Origin of the sequence: Gordonia jinghuaiqii, assembly GCF_014041935.1 — a bacterium.
GTDB classification, from domain to species: domain Bacteria; phylum Actinomycetota; class Actinomycetes; order Mycobacteriales; family Mycobacteriaceae; genus Gordonia; species Gordonia jinghuaiqii.
On record NZ_CP059491.1, the window covers coordinates 5,008,606 to 5,031,381 of the forward strand.

The 22,776-nt window shown below is 65.3% G+C and carries 18 protein-coding genes; 12 read left to right on the forward strand and 6 right to left on the reverse strand.

What is annotated here, in order from left to right; genetic code table 11:
- Positions 1 to 115: 115 nt before the first annotated feature.
- From H1R19_RS22330 to H1R19_RS22355, 6 genes are all read left to right on the forward strand, one after another.
- The gene (locus H1R19_RS22330; RefSeq protein ID WP_004020476.1) at positions 116 to 319 is read left to right on the forward strand and encodes a cold-shock protein; all 204 of its coding nucleotides are present in this window, start codon (positions 116 to 118) and stop codon (positions 317 to 319) included.
- 113 nt (positions 320 to 432) lie between these two features.
- Positions 433 to 1,302, forward strand: coding sequence for a D-hexose-6-phosphate mutarotase (locus tag H1R19_RS22335; protein WP_219850192.1), 870 nt, complete (start codon positions 433 to 435; stop codon positions 1,300 to 1,302).
- Between the two features lie 155 nt (positions 1,303 to 1,457).
- Complete coding sequence (locus tag H1R19_RS22340) at positions 1,458 to 3,743, forward strand: glycerol-3-phosphate 1-O-acyltransferase (protein WP_244971019.1); 2,286 nt, start codon at positions 1,458 to 1,460, stop codon at positions 3,741 to 3,743.
- Complete coding sequence (locus tag H1R19_RS22345) at positions 3,740 to 5,248, forward strand: HAD-IB family hydrolase (protein ID WP_219850194.1); 1,509 nt, start codon at positions 3,740 to 3,742, stop codon at positions 5,246 to 5,248. Before H1R19_RS22340 ends, H1R19_RS22345 begins: the two co-directional genes overlap by 4 nt.
- Positions 5,238 to 6,692, forward strand: coding sequence for a wax ester/triacylglycerol synthase domain-containing protein (locus H1R19_RS22350; RefSeq protein ID WP_219850195.1), 1,455 nt, complete (start codon positions 5,238 to 5,240; stop codon positions 6,690 to 6,692). Before H1R19_RS22345 ends, H1R19_RS22350 begins: the two co-directional genes overlap by 11 nt.
- 109 nt (positions 6,693 to 6,801) lie before the next feature.
- A complete protein-coding gene (locus H1R19_RS22355; protein WP_219850196.1) occupies positions 6,802 to 7,005 on the forward strand; it encodes a hypothetical protein in 204 nt (67 codons plus the stop codon).
- Here the strand turns inward: H1R19_RS22355 and H1R19_RS22360 are convergent.
- The 3 genes from H1R19_RS22360 to H1R19_RS22370 all read right to left on the reverse strand — a co-directional run bounded on the left by H1R19_RS22360 (position 6,991) and on the right by H1R19_RS22370 (position 10,806).
- Positions 6,991 to 8,355: an MFS transporter gene (locus H1R19_RS22360; RefSeq protein ID WP_219850197.1), complete on the reverse strand. Its 1,365-nt coding sequence runs from the start codon at positions 8,353 to 8,355 to the stop codon at positions 6,991 to 6,993. The two genes, H1R19_RS22355 and H1R19_RS22360, sit on opposite strands and share 15 nt — an antisense overlap.
- Before the next feature lie 388 nt (positions 8,356 to 8,743).
- Positions 8,744 to 9,634 (reverse strand): mycofactocin-coupled SDR family oxidoreductase, encoded by an 891-nt coding sequence (locus tag H1R19_RS22365; RefSeq protein WP_219850198.1) that lies wholly within the window; start codon positions 9,632 to 9,634, stop codon positions 8,744 to 8,746.
- Between the two features lie 236 nt (positions 9,635 to 9,870).
- On the reverse strand, positions 9,871 to 10,806 hold the full coding sequence (locus H1R19_RS22370; RefSeq protein WP_257865662.1) for a LysR family transcriptional regulator: 936 nt from the start codon (positions 10,804 to 10,806) through the stop codon (positions 9,871 to 9,873).
- Positions 10,807 to 11,133: 327 nt separating this feature from the next.
- Between H1R19_RS22370 and H1R19_RS22375 the strand changes: the two genes are divergently transcribed.
- Positions 11,134 to 12,156, forward strand: a complete 1,023-nt coding sequence (locus tag H1R19_RS22375) for a dihydrodipicolinate synthase family protein (RefSeq protein WP_219850200.1) — start codon at positions 11,134 to 11,136, stop codon at positions 12,154 to 12,156.
- A gap of 67 nt (positions 12,157 to 12,223) precedes the next feature.
- Positions 12,224 to 13,099, forward strand: coding sequence for a mycofactocin-coupled SDR family oxidoreductase (locus tag H1R19_RS22380; RefSeq protein WP_219850201.1), 876 nt, complete (start codon positions 12,224 to 12,226; stop codon positions 13,097 to 13,099).
- Between the two features lie 185 nt (positions 13,100 to 13,284).
- Here H1R19_RS22380 and H1R19_RS22385 read toward each other — a convergent pair whose 3' ends face one another.
- From H1R19_RS22385 to H1R19_RS22395, 3 genes are all read right to left on the reverse strand, one after another.
- The gene (locus H1R19_RS22385; RefSeq protein WP_244970804.1) at positions 13,285 to 14,349 is read right to left on the reverse strand and encodes an NADP-dependent oxidoreductase; all 1,065 of its coding nucleotides are present in this window, start codon (positions 14,347 to 14,349) and stop codon (positions 13,285 to 13,287) included.
- Positions 14,346 to 15,152, reverse strand: a complete 807-nt coding sequence (locus H1R19_RS22390) for an enoyl-CoA hydratase/isomerase family protein (protein ID WP_219850202.1) — start codon at positions 15,150 to 15,152, stop codon at positions 14,346 to 14,348. The genes H1R19_RS22385 and H1R19_RS22390 overlap by 4 nt, the downstream gene beginning before the upstream one ends.
- Before the next feature lie 195 nt (positions 15,153 to 15,347).
- The gene (locus tag H1R19_RS22395) at positions 15,348 to 16,688 is read right to left on the reverse strand and encodes an MFS transporter (protein ID WP_219850203.1); all 1,341 of its coding nucleotides are present in this window, start codon (positions 16,686 to 16,688) and stop codon (positions 15,348 to 15,350) included.
- A 556-nt stretch (positions 16,689 to 17,244) separates the two neighbouring features.
- On the opposite strand from H1R19_RS22395, the gene H1R19_RS22400 reads away from it, so the two are divergent.
- From H1R19_RS22400 to H1R19_RS22415, 4 genes are read left to right on the forward strand one after another with little or no spacing between them, the layout of a single operon-like run.
- Entirely contained in the window at positions 17,245 to 18,465 is a 1,221-nt protein-coding gene (locus H1R19_RS22400) for a CaiB/BaiF CoA transferase family protein (RefSeq protein WP_219850204.1), read from the forward strand.
- A 28-nt stretch (positions 18,466 to 18,493) separates the two neighbouring features.
- Entirely contained in the window at positions 18,494 to 19,366 is an 873-nt protein-coding gene (locus H1R19_RS22405; protein WP_219850205.1) for an HpcH/HpaI aldolase/citrate lyase family protein, read from the forward strand.
- Between the two features lie 19 nt (positions 19,367 to 19,385).
- Positions 19,386 to 21,404, forward strand: a complete 2,019-nt coding sequence (locus tag H1R19_RS22410; protein ID WP_219850206.1) for an acetoacetate--CoA ligase — start codon at positions 19,386 to 19,388, stop codon at positions 21,402 to 21,404.
- 43 nt (positions 21,405 to 21,447) lie between these two features.
- On the forward strand, positions 21,448 to 22,704 hold the full coding sequence (locus tag H1R19_RS22415) for an MFS transporter (protein ID WP_219850207.1): 1,257 nt from the start codon (positions 21,448 to 21,450) through the stop codon (positions 22,702 to 22,704).
- Positions 22,705 to 22,776 lie beyond the last annotated feature (72 nt).

A 22,776-nucleotide genomic window follows, 5' to 3' on the forward strand; every position in this document is an offset into this window, starting at 1 on the left:
CTGCCCAGGGGCGAAATATCCGCTACGATTTCCCAACGGGTCACCATGTGTGACAGAGTGGAAACCGCAGCCATCGGTCTTGGTGGTTGCTGACTGAAGAAAGAAGTACAGCGGTATGGCACAGGGAACCGTCAAGTGGTTCAACGGCGAAAAAGGCTTCGGCTTCATCGCACCCGACGATCAGGGCGCAGATGTCTTCGTCCACTACTCTTCGATCACAGGTAGCGGCTTCCGCAACCTCGAAGAGAATCAGCGCGTCGAATTCGACGTCGAGCAGGGTGCCAAAGGCCCCCAGGCTACCAACGTCAGCGCGCTCTGAGCTCCTGACTTTCGCGAAGCGCCCCCTCTGACCTCGGTCGGGCGGGGCGCTTCGTCGTTTCCGGGGTCGGCCCGCGACGTGTGGGGCTCCGAGACCTATGCCAGGCTCGACGGGTGACCGTGTTCGGAGACATCAACGGAATCAGCGTCGGGACAAGCCACGGATTCGACGCACTCATCGTCGAGACACCGTCGGCGACGGCAACCGTTTCACTGTTCGGCGGACAGGTGTTGTCCCTCGTGCCGGCCGGCGGCGACGAGGTCCTCTGGGTCTCGCCTCTCGTTCTGGAACCACCGACCCCGATCCGCGGCGGCACCCCGGTGTGCTGGCCTTACTTCAGCCGTGAGGGCCAGACCGGCGAGGTCCCGTCGCACGGATACGCACGGACCGCGAGGTGGACGGTCACCGGCGCACGAACCTTCGACGACGGTGACATCGAAGTCGAGCTGACCCCGGAGAGGCTCGACCACCTCCCGATGCGCCTGCGGATGACGGTCCGCGTGGGCGCTGCCCTCGAACAGGGTCTGCACACAACCAATCCGGGCACGGAGTCGCTGACGCTGACCGAGGCGTTGCACAACTACTTCCGGGTGTCCGACGCCACCTCCGTACGGGTGGAGGGGCTGACCGGTCTGACCTATCTGGACGAGTTCGACGACGGCAACGCCCATGAGCAGACAGGTGATTGGCGCCTGCCCGTCGATCTTCCCCGCAGCGATCGCCTCTACCCGGGCGCCGGCGGACACTATCGCCTCCTCGATCCCGGACTGTCGCGCGCGATCGAGATCGTCACCCGAGACGCGCGCACCGCGGTGGTGTGGAACCCGGGCGAGGCCGTGGCCGCGGACATGGCCGACGTCGGTCCGCACTGGCGTGAGTTCGTGTGCGTGGAGACGGCGAACGCCGGACCCGACGTCGTCGAGGTCGCAGGCGGGACCACCCACTCGATGTGGCAGTCGATCTCGGTGACAGCCCTGAGCTGAGCGGTCCCGGGTGGCGGCGAGCGGACCACTGGCATCGCCAAAACCCACCGCCCGGGTTGTAACCCACGTCACAATGGTCGGTACCGTGGCTGCCGTCGATCGGCGACGACGCCGGCCGATGACGCGTGAGGGTGATGTAGGTGACCGATGCGGTGATGGTCCTGACCGAGGCCCGCACGTCGTGCGAGATGCGGGCGGTGACCGACTGGACAACGGCCAATTACCCCGACGCCCGGATACGACGCGCAGCCGACCTCGACTTCGACGAACTGCCGCCGGACACCCAGCTCGTGCCCGTCCGAGCGGTCTGGCTACCCGCGGTCCGTCAGGGCGAGCGACGGGTCACGCTCGGCGACGTTCTGGTGCTGTCCAACCCACGACGCCCCCTCGGGATCGCCCAACCGATCATCCGCCGTAGACGACCCGACAGCCTTCGCGTGGTGGCCGGTGAACCCGCCTCGATCGAGGAGCTCCGCGAGCGATACACACGTCATCAGGCCGAGGGCGAACCGTTCGGCGAGTTCGTCTCGGTGCAGGCATCGCTGTCGGCCGAGCGTGCCGAACGCCAGATCGTCGGGGACCGCTACAAGGTCCCCCGGCTGGTCGCCGAGCAGATCGGGACGTCGTCGAGGTTCCGGGCCGGTGCGGCCAAGCTGGCCGCCGAGTTGGGCAGGCCGGCCGACGCGGTGGTCGCCGAGGCCACCGACAAGTTGTCGACGTTCGTCGCCACCCAGAGCCGGTTGATGGACGATGTGTTCTCCGCGACGTTCAACCGGCTACATGAACGTGCGTGGAACGTCACGGTCGATGTCGACAACCTCAACACCCTGCGCACGCTGAACAAATCCACCGGCCTGGTCTTCCTGCCGTCGCACCGCTCCTATGTCGACCCCCTGGTTCTGGCGAAAGTGCTGCGCAGCAACGATTTCCCCCCGAACCTGGTGCTCGGCGGCAACAACCTGTCCTTCTGGCCGGTGGGTCCGGTCGCGCGCCGCGCGGGGATGATCTTCATCCGGCGGAAGTTCGGCTCGGACCCGGTCTACAAGTTCGCGATGCGCTCCTACCTCGCCTACATCGTCGAGAAGCGGTTCAACCTGGAGTGGTACATCGAGGGCGGACGCAGCCGAACCGGCAAGCTCCGCAAGCCGATGCTGGGCCTGCTCACCTATGTCGTCGATGCCGTCGGCCAGCTCGACGACGCGGACGTGGCGATCGTGCCGACGTCGATCGTGTACGACCAGCTCCAAGAGGTCGGCGCGATCGCCGCCGAGGATGCAGGCGGCACCAAGAAGCCCGAGGGGGTCGGATGGTTGCTGCGCTATGCGAAGGCGCAGCGCGCCTACCTGGGCGAGGCTCGAGTGCGTTTCGGTACTCCCATCTCACTACGGGAGTCGCTCGAACAGGCCGGAGAGGGCCGTGCCCGCCTCGAGAAGGTCGCGTTTCGTGTGATGGACGAGATCAACTCCGCCACACCGATCTCGGCGACGTCGCTGGTCGGTTTCGCCGCGCTCGGCGCCGCGGACCGCGCCTACACATTGCCCGAGATCGAGGCGATCCTCGCCCCGCTGCTCGATTACATCCGGCACCGGGACCTCCCCGGACCGGATCCGGCGCTGTGTCGTGGCGTCGGCCTCACCCGAACTCTCCGGGTGCTGGCCGGCAACGGTGTGGTGGCCTGCTACGAGGGCGGCTCCGAACCGGTGTGGTCGATCGTCCCCGAGAACCGCGCCGTCGCGGCCTATTACCGCAACGGCGCGCTCCACCACTTCGTCGACCGGGCGATCGTCGAGATGGGCCTGCTGGCCCTGGCCGAAGGTGAGGTGCAGGCCGGCGGCACGCTGGTCGGGATCGACCACCTCGGGGACGAACAGGCCGGGGACGACGACGGACTACTCGCCGCGGCCCAGCGGGAGGCCCTGCGCATCCGGGATCTTCTCAAGTTCGAGTTCTTCTTCCCGCCCAAGACCGAGTTCCTTCATCGGCTGGGTGTCGAGCTGGATCTCCTCGCCCCCGGATGGCGAGCGGTCACCCCCAGCCAGGAATGGACCTACGAGGTCCTGCACGGGCACACCGGGGCGCTGCTGGCGCGGCGGACCCTGCAACCGTTCTTCGACGCCCAGCTCGTCGTGGCGACCAAGCTGGTGGAACTCGGCAACACCGCACGCGACAAGGACGAGCTGATTGCCGACTGCCTGGGACTCGGACGTCAACTGTCGCTGCAAGGTGTTGTGCGGAGCGCGGATTCGGTGTCCAAGGATCTCTACGACGGCGGTTACCAGCTCGCCGACAACCGCGGTCTGATCCACGGTGAGGACATCGTGGATCTGCGCGCGGCTCGCCAGAGCTGGCTCGACGAAGTCGAATTGATGCGGGATCGGCTGGCGCGCATCGCATCGATCGAGGACATCCAACCCGCGGTGTCCTCCGAGGTGACGCCGTGAGCGCTTTCACCGAGCGGATGCGCACCATCCGCGCGGCACCCACCGGTAAGAAAGTCGCTGCGCTCTTCGATTACGACGGCACGCTCATCGAGGGGTTCTCGGCGGCGGCGATCATGCGGGCGAGGTTGCGCAGCATGGAGTTCGGCCTCGGCGAGCTCGCCGACTTCCTGCTGATCGGCCTGCGTGGCGTCGTCTCCGAGCAGGATTATGCCGAGGTGCTCGACGCCACCAAACCGACTTTCGCGGGCAAGACCTACGCCGAGCTGATCGAGTTCGGCGAGCATCTGTTCAAGTACGAGACCGCCGCCAAGCTGCGGCCTCAGATGTGGCAGATCCTGCGCGCGCACCGGGAGATGGGTCACACGATCGTGATCGCGTCGTCGGCCACCAGATTTCAGATCGAGCCGATCGCGCGCGAGATCGACGCCGACTTCGCGCTGGCCACCGACGTCGAGGTGGTCGACGGAGTGGTCACCGGCAAGATCCAAGGACGGCCGCTGTGGGGTCCGGGCAAGGCCGCAGCAGTACGGACCCTCGCGCGGACGCACGGCATCGACCTCGACGCATCGTTCGCCTACAGCGACGGCAACGAGGACATCCCCTACCTCGAGTCGGTGGGGAACCCGGCCGCGGTGTCGCCGCGTCGAATCCTGCGCGCGGAGGCCGAATCTCGCGGCTGGCCGATCATCGACCTGAAGAACCCGACGTACAACCGCGCGGGGATGCTGGTCCGCACCGGCGCCTTCTACGGATCGTTCATCGCCTCTGCCGCAGTGGGAATCACCACCGGACTCCTGCGTCGCGATCCGCAGGCGCTTGTCGAGGTCCTGCCCACGGGCACCGACGTCGGCCTGTCGCTGGCCGGAATCCATGTGCAGGTACTCGACGGCGGTGAGTATCTGTTGTCGCACCGGCCCTGCGTATTCCTGTTCAACCATCAGTCGAAACTGGATCTGCCGGTGATGATCACCCTCGTGCGGTCCGACGCGACCGGAGTGGCCAAGAAGGAGATCCAACGGGTTCCGGTACTCGGGCAGATCCTCGATCAGGCGGGTCTGGTCTTCATCGACCGTGCCGATCCGAGTCGGGCCATCGAACAGCTCGCACCGGCGGTGAAGGCGCTCCGCGACGACGGCATGTCCTTGGTGGTGGCCCCGGAGGGAACGCGGTCTCCGACGCCCCGGATCGGACGATTCAAGAAGGGGCCGTTCCACATCGCCATGCAGGCGGGTGTGCCGATCGTTCCCGTCGTCTTGCGCAACACCGGCGAACTGATGTGGCGCGGTTCGCAATTGATCCGGCCGGGCACCGTCGAGGTGATGGTCCTGCCGCCCGTCGAGACAACGGGATGGCACGCCGACGACATCGGCACCCACGCCGAGGAGGTTCGGCAGATGTACATCTCCGCTCTCGCCGACTGGCCGCTCGAGTCCTTCGTCGACTCCGCGGAGTCGAGGGCCGGGGAGTCGATGCGTAAGGCCCAGGAGGAACGGCATGAGCGATGAGACCGGCCTGACCGACGGGGTGGACCGCCCACTCGACTGGGCGAACGAGCCGCACATGAGCTCGGTGGACACCATCATGTGGCGCGGGGACACCGACCGTCGCATGCGCGGCACCATCTGCATGCTGGAGATCTACGACTGCGCCCCCGACTGGGACCGGCTCATGGCGGCGCTCGAATGGGGCAGCCGGATGGCTCCGCGGTTCCGCCAGCGGGTCGTCGACTCCCCGTTCGGCACCGGAACACCCAGTTGGGCAGTCGATCCCGACTTCGACCTGCACTACCACATGCGACGGATGCGCCTCGGTGGCGACGGCAGCATGACTGAACTGCTGACCCTTTGCGAGCAACTCGCCATGACAGCACTCGACGCCGCCCGGCCCCCGTGGGAGGGAACGCTGATCGAAGGGCTGCCCGATGGGAGAGCCGCTTATTTCCTCAAGGCCCACCACGCGCTCACCGACGGCCTGGGAGCGATCCTCGGTCTCGCCCAGTTGCATTCGCCCACGCGCGAGCACAATCCGGGGAAGCCGCAGCCGCCCAGTCCCGATCCGGTCAACATCTCGGCACTGGACCTTCTCGGTCGGCAGATCGGCGAGGAGATCCGGCGCATCCCCCATCGCGTCGACACGACCTTTCGGGGCGTCCGCGCGCTGGCGCATCCTCGTCAGGCGTTGAGTACCGCTCTGCGATACGGCCGTTCGGTGCCGCGGGTGGCCGGGCTGGTGAGCGCGCCCGGTTCGCCGCTGCTCGCCCACCGCAGCCTCTCGTGGCGCTTCAGCGCTTTCGAGGTCCCGTTCGCCGACCTCAAGGCGGCCGCGACCGCCAGCCAGGCCTCGGTCAACGACGTCTACCTGGCCGGCCTGATCGGCGGCTTCCGTCTGTACCACGAGAAGATGGGCACGCCTGTCGAGACGATGCCCGTCGCCATCCCGATCTCGGTGCGGCGCCCCGAGGACCCGGCAGGCGGAAACCGGATAGCGGTGGGACGCCTGGCCGGCCCGGTCGGCATCGCCGATCCCTTCGAACGCGTGCTCACCATCCGCGAGCAGGTGCGCGTCGCCCGCCACGAACCGGCCGTCGACATCTTCAACACACTCGGCTCGGTGATGGCCTGGCTGCCCGGGCCGGTTCTCATGCGGTTCAGCGGGACGACGAGCCAGAACGACCTACAGGCCAGCAACGTCCCCGGGATACCCTGGGACACCTACGTCGCCGGCGCCAAGGTGGAACGCATGTTCCCGTTCGGACCACTCCCCGGCTGCGCGATGATGGCCACCATGATCACCCACAACGGAACCGCCTGTCTCGGAATCAATTCCGACGGCGCCGCGGTCACCGATCTGGAGTTGTTCGCCGATTGCCTGGTCGCGGGTTTCGGTGAAGTGCTCGCATTGGCGGCCGACGATGACGTGGTGCCCGGGGAGTTGCGGCGGGTGGTGTGAGTCGCGCACCGGCAGACTTCATTTCGACGACGCGACTTCGATCGAGGTCGCGACGTCGAAGCGAAGTCTGGCAGTCGGGCCGCTGCCAGTTCGGCGACGATGGGACACGATGCTGAACGCGGTGATGTTGACGCTGGTGCTCGCGACAGGTGCCGCGGCTTCGGTATGCGCGGTGACGGCAGCCGTCGTCTACCTGCGACCCGGTCGTGAACGCCTGGCGGCCGAGCGGCTTGCCCGTCGATGGCTGGTCGCGACCGCTGTTCTCGGTGTCTCGGCCATCTGTTCGCGGTTCGTGTGGTTACTGGTGCTCTGACCGCCCGACAGGCAGGCGGCCGTCACCGTCGTTCCGGAACTGCGTACGTTCCGGAATGTCGCGCCCTGACTGCCGCGACCACCGTTCGGGGTCGTCGTGCAGCAACCGTGCACGTCCTTTGCGGCGGTACCGCCAGATCTGTGTGGCGCCGAGTCCCCACAGCAGGAACTGCGCGGACATCGCCCACGTGAACGCCTCCGCGGGATAGCCCTGGACACCATCGGGGGTGCGCCAGTCGAGGATGAGACCGATGAGCCCCGCGGTGACGAGGCTGGCCAGGAATCCGGCCTGATTGATGATCCCGGTGGCGGTGCCTGCCCGCGAAGCCGGGTTGGAGGTACGGCCGAGGTCGAAACCGATCATCGACGCCGGGCCACCCATCCCGCAGATCACGACCAGTACGACGAGCAGCCAGAACGGTGCTCCCCCAGGCCAGACCAGCACCACGGCCCAGGCGGTCGCGATGCACGCGACGACCAGCAGCACCAGCGTCGACCGGTGCCACGGCCATCGGGTGATCAGCCATGCAAACGTCGGCCCGAAGCCCATGATCGCGAACACCATGATCGTGAGCAGGACACCTGCCGAGCCCGGACTCATGCCCTGGCCCTCCACGAAGAAGGGATAACCCCACAGCAGCCCGAGGACCGTGGCGCCGAAGTGGGTGGAGAAGTGCATCCAGAACCCCAGGCGGGTGCCGGGATGCTCCCACGACGCGCGCAGGCTCCGCTTGATACCCGAGAACCCGAGCAACGGGCCCGACACGGAGCGGGCGGCCGCGGAATCCCGCACCACCACCAGCGTGGCCACGAGCAGCACCGATCCGAGCGCGGCGGTGGCGATGTACGCATGGGTCCAACCCCACGTGGACAGCGCCCACGTCATCGGTATCGCTGCCGCGACGGCGCCCAGCTGCCCGAGCACTCCGGTGAGTTGGGTCATCAGCGGGATTCGTCGCGCCGGGAACCAGCTGGTCACCAGGCGCAGGACACACACGAAGGTCATCGCGTCGCCGATCCCGACGAAGAAGCGGGACGACAACGCCCACGGGTAGCTGTCGGCGAAGGCGAAGCTGAACTGCGCCAGGGTGAGGATCAGCGTCCCGGTGAGCAGGACCCGGCGCGGCCCGAAGCGGTCGACCAGCAGGCCGACGGGCACCTGCATCAGCGCGTAGACCAGCAGCTGCAGCACGACGAAGGTCGACAGCTGCGACGCGGTGATGTCGAAACGTTGGGCCGCGAGCAGGCCGGCCACAGCCAGCGACGAGCGATGCAGCACCGCGACGAAGTAGACCGCGAGTGCGACGAGCCAGATGGCGGTCGCCTGGGTCCTGCGCGAGGGTGCGGTCATCGTCGTGTGCCGGCAACCAGTCGTGAGGCATGCGAAGTATCGGTCACCTGATCATTGTCGTCCACGCGCGCCCGGACCTCGGACCGTTGCGCTCGAGAACCCCTACTGGGCGCGAGATGTACTGCGCTCTGGTCAGTCCAAACGTCACGAACAGATCCTCACCAGACCCACCGTCATAGGGCGCCCACCGGATCGCGTGACTGATCAGATCTTCCTCCCTGCCATGGGCGTCGCAGACTGGTCGGCCTCAGGCGCCGGAACCTTCCTCGCACGATCTGCTTGATCGCGACAGGAGTAACTGGGGAGCCGACTGCACCGGTGACGAGAAGTGTTGTGGCAGGACTGAAGCCTCGTGCGCACTGCCGATCGCGCAGTCAATGGCGAGAACTCAGTCGATACCCTGCTTGAGCTCGGCCATCCGACGACCGAGAAAGGGAGTGATGCCGGGTGGTTGAATTGTCATGCCGGCGTCGACCGGCATCGCGATGCCGGTGACGTACTTCGCCTCATCGGATGCGAGAAAGAGGACCGCATGCGACACATACTCGGGTTCCATCCACGGCACGGGAAGAAGGTTGAGCGATTCCGCCGGTATCTTCATGTCCTCCACCGTCGGATCTTCTTTGTCCGGGCAGAACCGCGACGCGTTGTACTCATTGATGAATAGCGTCGTGTTGACGTTCGTGGGAAGCACCGCGTTGACGCGAATCCAATCCTGCGCCAGATCCGCGGCCAGACATTTGACCAAGCCGATAACGCCGTGCTTGGCAACGGTGTATGCGGCATTGTTGAAGATCGCGACCACTGAGGCCGCCGAACCCGTGACGATGATGGAACCACCAGGACCCGTCGCCTTGAGGTGCGGCACCGTCGCGACAACGGTACGCCACACCGAGCTGAGGTTCGTCTCGATGACCGTGTCCCAAATGTCGAGCGACTCTTCGTCGATGCCGTGCGGGAGTCCGATGCCGTGGTTGATCACCACAGTGTCGAGACGGCCGAGTTCGGCGACGGCCTCGTCGGCTACCTGCTTCATCCGCCCGGCATCCCGCGCATCGGCGACGTAACTCAGGCAACGGACATTCATGTCGCGCACGAGCTTCTCCGTCTCTGCCAGATCCGTCTCCGCGGCGAGCGGATAGTGAACACCCTCGATGGGTACGCAGATGTCGGTGATGATGATGTCGGCACCCTCTTGTGCCAGCCGCAACGCGTGTGCGCGCCCCTGACCGCGCGCTCCGCCGGTGATGAAGGCGACCTTGCCGTCCATCTTTCCCATGTGTTCACTCCTTCATCCGAAACGTGGGTTGCGCCGCCGTGGGACGACCCCACTGCGACAGCTGCGCCGACTGCGCCGACCAGACGGAGTCCAGAGGCCCGGCACCATGAAGACCACCACCGAGGTAACTCCGGTCACACTCGTAGGTCCCATCGTGCCGCGCACGAACAATGCATGTCCAGCATCAAAGTCTCATAATTTGATGCTTCTGTTTCATTAATTTATCGGTTCACGGTTCACGCCGGTCGAGGAGCCCAGGCGGCGCCTTCGCCCAGCGGCAGATCAAGCTCACGGGCCTCCTCGAGGACCTCGAGAAAATGCTGGGCAGCGAGGGGCATTCGATGCTGGCGCCGGTGCACGATGTCCAGGTGCCGTTCCACGATCGGATCGACCAGGGGACGATGCTCCACGGATCCCGGGGCCATCAGCGGGAGAACCAGCGCAGGGATCGCCGAGACACCCAGCCCCGCCGCCACGAGTCCACCCACCGTGGCGACGCTGCTCGCCACAGCCGCCGGCGCAGTATGCGCGTCCACCTGGGCGAATGCAGCATCCGCCAGTCGCCGCGCGCTCGAGTCCGTCCCGACCGCGAGGAACGACTCCTCGGCGAGCTCGCGCCACGTCACCTGTCGGTGCGTCGTCAACGGATGCTGGGCGGGCAGTACCGCGACGAACCTGTCGCGCACCAGCGGGCGATGCTCGAGCTGCGCAGTCGGCGCACCCAGAGTGCAGATCGCGAAATCGGCTTCCCCAGAGGCGACGCGCTTTAGCACCGAACGCTCGAGGCCGTCGAGGATCTGCACCGTGACATTCGGCCACCGTTGCTTGAAAATGCTGATCACCTGGGGCAAGACCACGGCGGCGATTGACGGCATGGTCGCCACCGAGACCGTACCCGCGCCGCCGAGCATGAACTGCTGGAGCTCGCGCATGCCCGCCCGATGAGTGTTGATGATCTGCTCCGCGATCCGTAACGCCTCGACACCCGCCGGCGTCAATGCCACGTTTCGGGTATCCCGGTCCAGCAACTGACCACCGAACACACGCTCGAGATCGGCGACCGTGCGACTCAGCGAGGACTGCGAAACATGCAACTCTGCCGCGGCGGCGGTGAAGCTGGCCGCCTTCGCGACGGCCACGTATGCAGCGAGTTGCCGAAGACTGGCATCCATCGCCAGAGCCTAACTGACTCATGAGCATTTCATATGGATTAATGAGTGATTGTTGCTGGACGCGCAGAGGTATGCGTCGCGAGAATGGAGTCGCGAGCCGAGGACTGGACTCTCTGGATTTCTCAGCCGCGCACAGGAGCACAACAGCTCTGGCCATCGCCTCGTTGGCATGAGCTCACCCAACTTCGACCAATACGCGCACGAGGCGCGGTCACTGACGCGCAGCATCCATCGACAGCTGCACGCCGATCCGCGCGGATCGGCGACCAGTCACCGATCGGCGGATGCGTCGGCCTCGACGCCACGACGAACTGCGAAGGAACACACATGGCCAAGTACGCCAAAGGCGAAGCCCGACAGTGGGCGCTGGAATCGCTCACCGGCTGCTGCGGATGCATCACCCCGACCTTCACCGCTGACCTGACCGATCTCAACGAGGAGGCGATTCGCCACGACGTGCGGATGGAGAAGCACTATGGCATGTCCGCGGTGCTGATCGTCTCCGAGTGCGGCACGACCCTCGAGGAGATGGCTCGTTTTTGCGCGATCGTGGCAGACGAGGCAGGCAACGATCTGATCACCGTCCTGCAGGCGTCACAGCCCACGCGCGCCGACACCGTGGCCTCGGCCGAGGAAGCAGCACGCGTCGGCGTCGATCTGGTCATGCCGTCGTACCCGCTGTACTACCGGCCCTCGTCCTTCGACGACGTCTTCGAGTTCACGAAGGCCGTCGCGACAGCGAGCGACCTCGGGATGATCATCTTCGGAATGGACGCTTTCGGATTCGGACGGCTCCACCCGTCGGGATTCCCGGTGGACCTGCTCACTCGTATGGTTGACGAGATCCCGCAGATCTGTGCGATCAAGAACGAGATCGGCGCACCCGGAGTCGGCGGCATCGCCGCGGTGTTCGAAGCGCTTCGCGACCGCGTCGTGGTCTCCGACCCGCAAGAACTCAACGCTCCCGCGTGGATCGCCAACTACGGCATGCGCTTCATGGGCACCTCGAACTACGAGACCTACGCCGGCGAAGTCCCACGCATGCTGGGCTTGCTGTCCGAACCATCGACGTGGGACGAGGGCATGGACCTCTACTGGAAGCTGAATCCCGCCCGCCAGGCCAACGCCGAGGTCTGTTCCCGTCTCACGATGGGCAGCGGACTCGTTCCCCGCATGCACGCGAAGTACCAGGGCTGGCTGGTGGGCTTCAACGGCGGCCCCATCCGCCAGCCACACATGCGTATCAGCGCCGGACAGATGGCCATTCTCCGACGAGGCGCCGAGGCCTCCGGACTCCCCGTCACCGACGCTGACGACGATCTGTTCTATCAGGGACGGAACCCGCGCTGAGCTGAACCGACTCGAACATCGCGAGTCCGGTGACCCGTCCGTGACGAACCAGAGTAAGGAAGTAGACATGAACAGGATGGAAGGCAAGGTCGCGCTCATCACCGGAGGCGCTCGCGGGCAGGGACGTGAACACGCCCGCCAGCTCGCCGCCGAGGGCGCCGACATCATCATCACCGACATCTGCGAGCAGATCCCGGGCGTGAAGTACCCGATGGCCACCCCGGGCGATCTCGAGGAGACGGTCGCGATTGTCGAGGGTCTCGGCCGCCGCTGTCTCGCCTACATCGTGGACGCACGAGACGTCGCCCGCATGCGAGAAGTGACCGACGCGGCGGTGGCCGAGCTCGGGCACCTCGACACGGTGGTCATCAACCATGGGATTGCCATTCCGCACGAGCCGGACGATCCTGACAGTTACGAACTGTGGGACGCCGTGATCACCACCAACCTGTCAGGCGTCTATCGGACCGCCTCAGTGGTGATCCCCCATCTCAAGAACCAGGGTGGCTCGATAACCGTCATCGGGTCGTCGTCCTCAATCGTCGCGCATTACAACAACCCCTCCTACACGGCGTCAAAACACGGTGTGATCGGTCTCGTCAAGTCCCTCGCGGCAGACCTGTCGCAGTACTGGATTCGCGTGAACGCGGTATGCCCGACGGCAGTCGCCACAGACATGTTCATCAATGACTACAACCTGTCCCGGTTCAACCCCGGCGAGCCGAATCCGACGGTTGAGTCCCTCAAGTTCCCGGCCACTGCGCTACATCAGCTCCCGGTGCCGTGGATCGAGCCCGAGGCGGTCACCAAGGCTGTGCTGTACCTGGCCTCCGACGACGGCAAGTACGTCACCGGGGTCGCTCTCCCCGTCGACGCAGGCACGACCACCCAACCCCCCGGGATCACGGCGTTCATCGGACAGCGCATCGCCGAGCTCTCCTGAGCACTGACCAGAGGTCCGAACAGGACAGCCCCCGCGTCGCAACTGTGCCCCGCCCCCGCGCCGACCAGGCCGGGGGCGGCCTGCTGCCCGGCGCAACTTCACCCGCGTGGTTGGCAGACCAACGAGAAACTCCCCTCGGCCGTGACCGAGGGGAGTTCTCGTCGAGAGACGTATCACGCTGCAGCTCAGCGTAGATCGACCATCATCTTCCCCGTGTTGGCTCCGCTGAGCATGTCGATGAACGCGCTCGGAGCATTCTCGATCCCCTCGACGACCGTCTCGCGCTCGAGAATGAGGCCCCGGGAACGCCACTCGATCATCTGAGCCCTGAACTCGTCGAACCGGTGCGCAAAGTTCCGGGCGAGGAACCCGCGAACGCTCAGCGACCGCGAGGTGATGTTGAAAAGATTCCGGGGCCCCGGAGTCGGACTGCCCGGTGTGGAATACCCGGAGATGGCGCCGCACATTACAATTCGGCCGTCGATGTTCATCTCATCGAGTGCCGCCACCAGATGATCACCACCGACGTTGTCGAAGTACACGTCCACGCCAGACGGCGCCGCATCGCGCAGCAGCTCCGCGACCGGGCCGTCGCGGTAACAGAATGCGGCATCCGCGCCCAGCGCCGTCGTACTGAAAGCGACCTTCTCCGCCGAGCCCGCGCTGGCGATGACGGTGGCACCCATGATCTTCGCGATCTGGACGGCCAGGCTCCCGACCGAGCCGCCGGCGCCGGACACGAACACGACGTCGCCACGGCGAACCTCGGCCAGGCAACAGATGCCCGACCATGCGGTCAGACCGCTGACGCCCAGGCTGTTGAGGTAGGACGAGGCGGGGATGGCGTCGTCGACGGTGACCTTCAGCGGATCGCGGTAACCGCGCGATCCCGGGTCGAGGACGTCGAGGTCGCGCCAGCCCTTGAAATGCGTCACGTGGTCGCCGGGCGCGAATCCGGAATGACGCGACTCGACGACCTCTCCGACCGCCCACCCCTCGAGTGGTGAATCGAGTTCGTACGGGGCGAGATAGGAGCCGGTCCCGGCCGTCGGATTCATCCGAATACGCATCGAGGGGTCGACCGACATGAACATGTTTCGGACGAGGATCTGCCCTTCACGAAGCGCAGGAATCTCCACGTGGGCGAGGGCGAAGTCCCCAGGGTCGGGGATTCCGGTCGGGTATCCGACGAGTCGCACCTCGGTGCGTGTGGTCGTGTGAAGCGTCGAGGGAGACATGGTGACAGTCATTCGTGTGGGTCCTCTGCTATCCAGCGCCGCGCGTCTTCGAACGGCTGTGAGACGAATGTGGTGATCCGGTCGGCCGCGTCGTCGGCGAGACGCGCCCGCATCGAAGCGTGAGCCTCGATCGAGACCGCATCGTCGAGTCGCAGATCCATCCCGGCGTAGAAGGCGTACTTGGTGAGTCCGACGGCCTGCACGGGCAACGAAGCGAGCCCGTGCGCCATCTCGAGTGCCGATCGCCGGGCATCGGGTACGACCTCGTGCACGAGGCCGAGCGTGTGGGCGGTCTGCGGGTCTACAACGCGCCCGCGAAGGGCGAACTCGAGCGCGGTGGCCGAACCGATGAGCCGCGAGAGTCGCTGTAACGCAGAGGCTCCGGGAACCAGACCCAGCTTCACCTCGGGCAGTCCGTAGAGGTGATCGCCGGCCTGAGCGATCCGGATGTCGGACGCGAGTGCCAGGGTGAATCCGATTCCCATCGCGTCGCCGTTGAGCGCCGCGATGACCGGCTTGCGCAACGCGGTCAGCCTGCTGAACGAATCATGCATCCGCAGATAACGATCCGGGCCGTCGGCGACCCGATCGACGAGGGGGGTCTTCTGTCCCATCACCAGGTGCTCCGGCGAGAACATAGTCACGAACCGATTGTCGGTACCACCGGTGAGAACGACGGCCCTGACAGCATCATCAGCCGTCCAGGTCTCGACCATCGCCGAGAGCTGGGTCACGCCGTCGAGGTCGTAGTACCCGTGGGGCGGGTTGTCCCACGTCGCGATGGCGACCTTTCGAATCCGCTGTTCTTTCCACATTTGGCGATCTACTCCTAGTCGATGTCACGTGCGACGAACCGCTCGAATCCGTTCCAGTATCGGTGGCCAGACACTCGAGCCCTCCGGGGCGGTGACCAACGTCCAGCGTCCGCGCGGGATCGAACGGTCGGCATCGATAGCAGACAGGCGGGTCGCAACGAGACTGCCCGTCGCCTGTCCGCTACCTGCGAAGCGTCAGCCGCGCGTGCCGTCGAGGACCTGCGATTCGTTTGCCGCGCCGGCGACCTGATCGTCATCGACGTACGTGGTCAGGTCGATGCCCGCACGATCTCGGATCGTGGTCAGCGCGATCAACGACACCACCAGCGAGGCCAGTGCCAGCCAAAGGACCGCTCGCGTCCCAGCCGCATCCGCGAGCGCGGTGGCGATCAGCGGGGCGGGCGCCGAGAACGCCAGGTTGGCGAGTGTGAATGCGAGCGCCGAACCTGAGAATCGCGACTTCGTCGGAAACTGCTCGGCGAACAACGCCGGCTGAGCTCCGGTCGCGAACAGGATCGAGCCCATCGTCAGAGCCAGGGCGGCGGCGATGGCGACGACAGCCTGGCTCAGCGCCAAAGCGAAGAACAAGGTCACGCCGATGGAGGCACCCACCAGACCCACGAGGATGATTCGCTTCCGTCCCAGCCGGTCGCTCAGATAGCCGCCCGCGATACATGCGGGGATCGTGAAGGCATTGGCGACCAGCAGGATGACGAAAGTTGTACCGCTGGCCAATCCGCCCTGCTTGGTGAGCAGGCTCAGCCCGTACACAGCGGCGAGGTAGTAGCACAACGACGGGCCGCACCACAGTAGGGCGAGCTTGATGATCTGTGCGCGATGCGTCTTGAGAATGCGTAGGCCACGGCTATCGGCGCCCTTCTCCTTGTCGACGACGGCGTCGTCGTTGGCCCGCTGCGCCTCGAATGCTGGTGTCTCGGTCAGCTTCAGCCGGATGTAGGCGGCAACTGCGACGATCGCGATGCTACTGATGAACGGGATGCGCCAGCCCCATGATTCCCATTGCTGCTCGGTCAGCACCGCAGTCAGCACCGCGAGGGTCAGATTCGCGGCCACCTGGCTGATCGGTCCGCCTATGCCGACGCACGCGCCCAATAGACCGCGCCGGGTCTTGTCCGCGTGCTCCATCGCCATCAGCTGATTGCCGGTGTACTCGCCTCCGAGCGAGAACCCCTGTAGGAAGCGAAGTCCAACCAGGAGCGTGGCGATCATGACGCCGCCGTAGGTCGGCAGGAGGCCGATCAACGCTGAGGCCCCGCCCATCAGAGCTAGGGTGATGTAGAGCACCGGCCGTCGGCCGATCCGGTCGCCGAGATGGCCGAAGACGATCGCGCCGAACGGTCGTGCGAGGAATCCGACGCCGAACGTCGCGAAGGAAGCCAACAAAGCACCCGAACTGCCCAGATCGCTGAAGAACAGGTCCGGGAACAGCGAGGCCGCCAGCGCTCCGTAGATGGCGAAATCGAAGAACTCGAGCGCAGAGCCGGCGGTGCCGCTGACCGCTGCACGCTTCTCCATCTTGCTCATTCGCGAGGGCGGTGCTGCGGAACCTCCGGCGGAACTAGGTAGGGACATCCGGTCCTCCTGTAGTAGTGATCTCGACTTCTCGAGTACTCGACGGTCACACCCGGCCTGCGGCGCACACCACACCACTTCGCGCTGTGCGGTGCCCGGGACGGCGCAGCAGGGCGGACTGAGGACGGTCGATCCCGTGGTCCTCGCCGCGCAGGTCTACCTGCTGTCCAGGACTTCAGTGATCGGTGCCTCCAGCCACCTCTCCCACGAAGTGTGACTGCTCACACAGATTATTGGAGGGCCCCGGTATCTCTGTCCAACATTGATTCGGCATATACCAATGCAGCATTTGCATCAATACGATTGCGGGGGATCCCCTGGCTACTCGCCACCATGCACCGTAAATCTCACAATCTTGAAAGCGTTTAATGCGATTGGCGCATTTATTAATGCATGAATTTTGCTGGACTGGCATATGCATACGAGGTGACAGTAGAGACCGAAACCACACTGCGCCGACCTCGACGGTCGGCTGTCGGATCAAGTCGAGGGAGCTGTTGTGAGCGCGAAAGAGAACCGCGATAACACCAGGCAGGGGCAGCTGCACGACCTAAAAGTCGTCGAGTTCGCCCATGTGGTCGCCGGCCCCATGGCCGGGTCCCTCCTCGCCGACCAGGGCGCGGAGGTCGTACACGTCGAGCCTCCGGGGCTCGGCGACGCGGCGCGGCAAATGGGACCCAAGCGCGACAACGTACCGCTGTGGTTCAAGGTGGCCGGCCGTAACAAGCGCTCGGTGACCCTCGACCTGCACCACGAGTCCGGCCGCGACGTCGCGCACCGTCTCGTGGAGTGGGCCGACGTCGTGATCGTCACGCTCCGCAACGATCGACTCCGCAAATGGGAGCTCGACTGGGATGCGGTACACCGGGTCAACCCCAAAGCAATCCTGCTCCAGATCTCTGGGTACGGGGCCAACACGTCACTCGCCGACGCCCCAGGATTCGGCAAGATGGGCGAGGCGCGCAGCGGCGTCGTACACCTCACCGGCTTCCCGGACGGACCACCCGTGCATACCGGCTTCTCCCACGGCGACGCCGTCACCGGCCTCATGGGCGCCTACGCGATCATGGCCGCGGCGTACCGGCGGGCGACCGATCCCGACTTCGACGGCGAATGGATCGACCTCGCGTTGTTCGAGCCACTGTACCGACTTGTGGAGTGGCAGATCATTATCCACGACCAACTGGGCATCGACCCGATGCGGGCCGGCAATCAGCTGGCAGTCGCGCCCGCTGCGGTGATCAACAGCTACCAATCGACCGACGGCGATTGGATCACGGTGACCTCCGCAACTCTGCGGTCGGTTATCAACATCGCGCGCCTCCTGGGCTTCGACGAAGACGAGTACCGCACCTCCGAACAGCAGCTGGCCAACAAGAAGCACCTCGACGACGGACTCCGCGAGTGGATCGCGAAACGATCGACCGCCGACACTCTCGCCGCGCTCTCGGCCGCTGAGGTCGTGGCGTCTCGGGTGTTCAGCGCTGCTGACATCGCCGCCGACCCGATCTACGCCGAACGCGACGACATCATCACCGTCGAAGACCCCGATCTCGGTCCCGTGCGTATGCAGGCGGCGCTGCCGCACTTCCGACGGCAGCCTGGTGCGGTGTGGAGAAGCGGCCCCGCACTCGGCGAGGACAACGCGCTCGTCTACCGCGACTGGCTTGGGCTGTCCGTCGAGGAGATCAACAATCTCGAGAGGCACGGCGTTGTCTGACGAGAGACCTCGACCGCGCATACGGTCGATGCTGTTCGTCCCCGGCACGAGGACCGAATGGCTCGAGAAGGCAAGGCGCGTCGGTCCAGACGCCCTGATCTTCGACCTCGAGGACGCGGTGCCCGACAGCGAGAAGGTGACCGCGCTGGCGACCGTCATCGACGTCGTCCGCGACGTCGGAATGTCCGCCGCGGGACCCCGAATGTTCGTGCGTGTCAACCCGATCGACAGTTGGACCAACGCGAACGCCCTTCGTCAGCTCATCGGTCCCGGCCTGTCCGGAATCGTCCTGCCGAAGGTCGACGGGGTGGGTGATGTGATGCTTGCCGACGAGCTCATGAGCTGGTCGGAGGATCAGCACGGGCTGCCCCGCGGCTCGATCGCGCTCATGCCGGTTCTCGAGACCGCGCGGAGCCTGCGCGACGCGCACGCCATCGCCGGTGCCGCGCAGCGGGTCGCCTACCTCGGGGCCGTGACCGGGGCCGGCGGCGACGTGGCACGTGCGGTCGGCTACCGGTGGACCAAGGAATGTTCCGAGACCGCCGAACTGCGTTCTCGGGTGCTGCTCGATGTGCGCGCCGCCGGATCACCAAACCCGATGACCGGATTGTGGACGCCCGTCGCAGATCTGGCGGGACTTCGCGCGTTCGCTGAGCAGAACCGCGACCTCGGGTACGAAGGCATGGTCGCTATTCACCCTACGCACGTTCCGGTCATCAACGAAGTGTTCGCACCCACCGAAAAGGAACTCGCGCGCCTACAACGTCTTGTTCAGGCTGTCACCAGCGCCCAGTCGGACGGGAGGGGCGTCGTCGCATTCGAAGGCGAGATGGTCGACGAGGCGATGGCCGAGACAGCACGCCTGACGCTCCAGCGATACCAGGCCGAACTCACCGACTGATCGTCCGGTTAGGAAACAGATGACACAGCAAAACAACCCGCTCCCAAACCCTGAAATGCTCTGGCGCCCCGCCACCGTCGCCGAGTCCAACAACATGCAGACGTTCCGGCACTGGCTGGGGACGGAACGGCAGGTTGATATCCCGGACTACCCCGCACTGTGGCGCTGGTCGGTGTCCGACCTCGCAGGGTTCTGGGAGGCGATCGCTGACTACTTCGACGTCGGATTCCACGAACGGCCCACCACCGTGATCGCTGGCAGTCAGATGCCCGAGGTCACCTGGTTCGAAGGTGCGACCCTGAACTACGCCGAGCACGCGCTCCGCTTCGGGGACGGCAAACGCGATTCGGATCTTGCTGTGATCTTCGAGGGGGAAAGCGGATTCTCCCAGTCCATCACCTACGGCGAGCTGCGGCACCAGGTCGCCGCAGTCCGTGCCGCGCTCGTCGAACTGGGGGTTCGGGCCGGTGATCGGGTCGTCGCGCTGGCCCCCAACATCCCTCAAACCCTAGTCGCATTCCTGAGTGCGGCGAGCATCGGTGCCATCTGGTCATCGTGCTCACCGGACTTCGGTGCGACGGCGGTCATCGACCGCTTCTCCCAAGTGACACCGACGGTGCTCTTCGCCGTCGACGGATACCCATACAACGGCAAGAAATTCGACATTCGATCCACCGTCGTGCAGATCCGGGACGAACTTCCGACGCTGAAGACCACGGTGCTCATCGACTATCTGGGGATCGAGGCCACCTCACCCCGCGTCGATACGTCGACCGCAGCGCACCCAAACGTCGGCTGGGACGAGATGATCGAACGCCACCGCGGCGCGACCGTCCAGTACGAGTCCGTACCGTTTGATCATCCTCTGTGGATTCTCTACTCCTCCGGGACCACTGGGCTTCCGAAGGCGATCGTGCACGGCCACGGCGGGATGCTGCTCGAACACCTGAAGGCCATCGGACTGCACTCCGACCTGGGTCCACAGGACAGGTTCTTCTGGTTCACCACCACCGGCTGGATGGTGTGGAACTTTTTGGTCGGCGGACTGCTGGTCGGTTCGACAGTCGTGCTCTACGACGGCAGCCCCACCTATGAAAGCCTGTCGGTGTTGTGGAGGCTTGCCGAACGTCACCGAGTCAAGTACTTCGGAACGTCCCCGTTGTTCATCGACACCTGCGCCAGGGAAGGGCTGATCCCTGGCGAGCAGTACGACTTGCCGGCGCTGCGCACCATCGGGGTCACCGGCTCACCTCTGACCGAACCGGGCTTCCGGTGGATTCACCGGTCAGTTGGACCGGACATACAGGTGGCCAGCGTCTCCGGCGGCACTGACGTCTGCACCGCACTCGTCGGCGCGAGCCCGGATGTTCCGGTTTGGGTGGGCGAGATATCCTGCGCAACACTGGGTGCCGCCGTCGAAATCTTCGACGACTCAGGAAACCAGTTGGTCGGTGAGGTCGGCGAACTCGTCGTCACAAAGCCGATGCCCGCAATGCCTGTGTGCTTCTGGAACGACCCCGACCGCAGCCGGCTTCGCGAGGCATACTTCGACACTTTCCCGGGTGTGTGGCGTCACGGCGACTCCGCAATGGTCACCGAACGCGGGACATTTGTCGTGTCCGGTCGAAGTGACTCGACCCTCAACCGCGGCGGGATCCGTATGGGTACCGCAGAGTTCTACCGGGTCGTCGAGAGCTTCCCCGGTGTCCTCGACTCGCTGGTGATCGACACCTCCTCGGGTGGCACTAGAGGGGATCTGCTGTGCTTCGTTGTCCTCGCCGACGGTCGCACACTCGACGACCTCACCCCGTCGCTGGCCACGCTTCTCCGGCGCGAACTCTCCCCACGCCACGTCCCGGATCAGTTCATCGAGATCGCCGAGGTACCCCGCACATTGAGCGGAAAGAAGGTCGAGGTGCCGATCAAGAAGATCCTCGCGGGTGCCGATCCGAATACCGTGATAAGTCGAGATGCGCTCCGCAACCCGAATGCGTTGAGGGGTTTCGTACCCCGCCATGCACTGAACACCAAGAGTTGACCGCTGCGGCCTGTATTCGCGTCGAGGTGAAGACGACCGTCCGATGATCACGTCACCGTACGCCGGCCCACGCCCCTGGATCGTGTGGGGCGTCGGCATGTTCAGCTACGTAGTGGCAGTGCTGGACCGTACGACCTTCGGTGTGTCCGGGGTGCAGGCCACCGAGAGGTTCGGCGTCTCGGCGAGCGTGCTGTCGACGTTCGTCCTGGTTCAGGTCATCGTGTACTCCGGCGCGCAGGTCCCGGCAGGGGTACTGCTCGATCGCTTCGGTTCCCGTCTCATGATCGTGACCGGCGGAACGCTGATGGCGTGTGGACAGGTACTGCTGGCTGTCACCACCGAACTGGGACATGCGCTGACGGCACGGGTGCTCGTCGGCCTCGGCGACGCCTTCATGTTCATTGCGGTCATCTCACTGGTTCCTCGCTGGTTCGCGCCACGACGCATCCCAATCGTCACCCAGCTGACCGGCATCGGTGGACAGCTCGGACAAGTGCTGTCAGCGGTACCCTTCTTGGCGATTCTCGAGGCACGCGGTTGGGCGACTGCGTATCTCAGTGCCGCAGCCGTAGGACTCGTCGCGGTCGCCCTGGCGGCAGCGTTCATCCGGAACCAGCCGCCTGGCGTTTCGTGCGGCACGGTCGGTCCAATCGCTCACCAGAAGCGGGCCCTGATCGGCCCGATCCGAGCGGTGTGGCGCAGTGCTGGCACTCGTCTCGCATTCTTCACCCACATGGGCACGCAATTCTCGATGAACACTTTCTCGCTGATGTGGGGACTCCCCTATCTCATACTCGGCCAGGGCTTGTCGTCACAACTCGCCGGCGCACTGATGAGTTTTTCTGTCGTCGTAATGGTCGTCTCCGCACCCCTCGTCGGCGCAGTCACCAGTCGGTATCCGAACCGTCGCGTACAAATGGCGCTCGGCTACGTCGCCGGCCTCATAGCCACGTGGGCCGGTGTCCTGGTACTGCCGACCGCCGCGCCACTGTGGGTCCTCGTCATCCTCATGACGGTGATCGGGCTCGGCGGACCGGCATCGATCATCGCCCTCGACATCGTCCGAACCAGCACGCAACCCGCGAATCTGGGTACCGCTCAGGCGATCACGAATCTCGGCGGCTACCTCGGATCACTGGCCCTTCTGCAGGGTATGGGCATGGCGATCAATGCAGCAGGCGGATATTCCTTCGACTCCTTCCGGATCGCCTGGTCGATGCAGGCGGTGCTGTGGATCGTCGCCCTGGTCGGCATCGCGCTGTCAGCACGAGCGTTCCGAGCGGAGACTCGCGCTCTTTGATGCCGCCGCCCCCACCGTCACGCTCCGCTCCGGACGGCCGAACACGCCGATGCGATCGCCTCGACTGGTTCC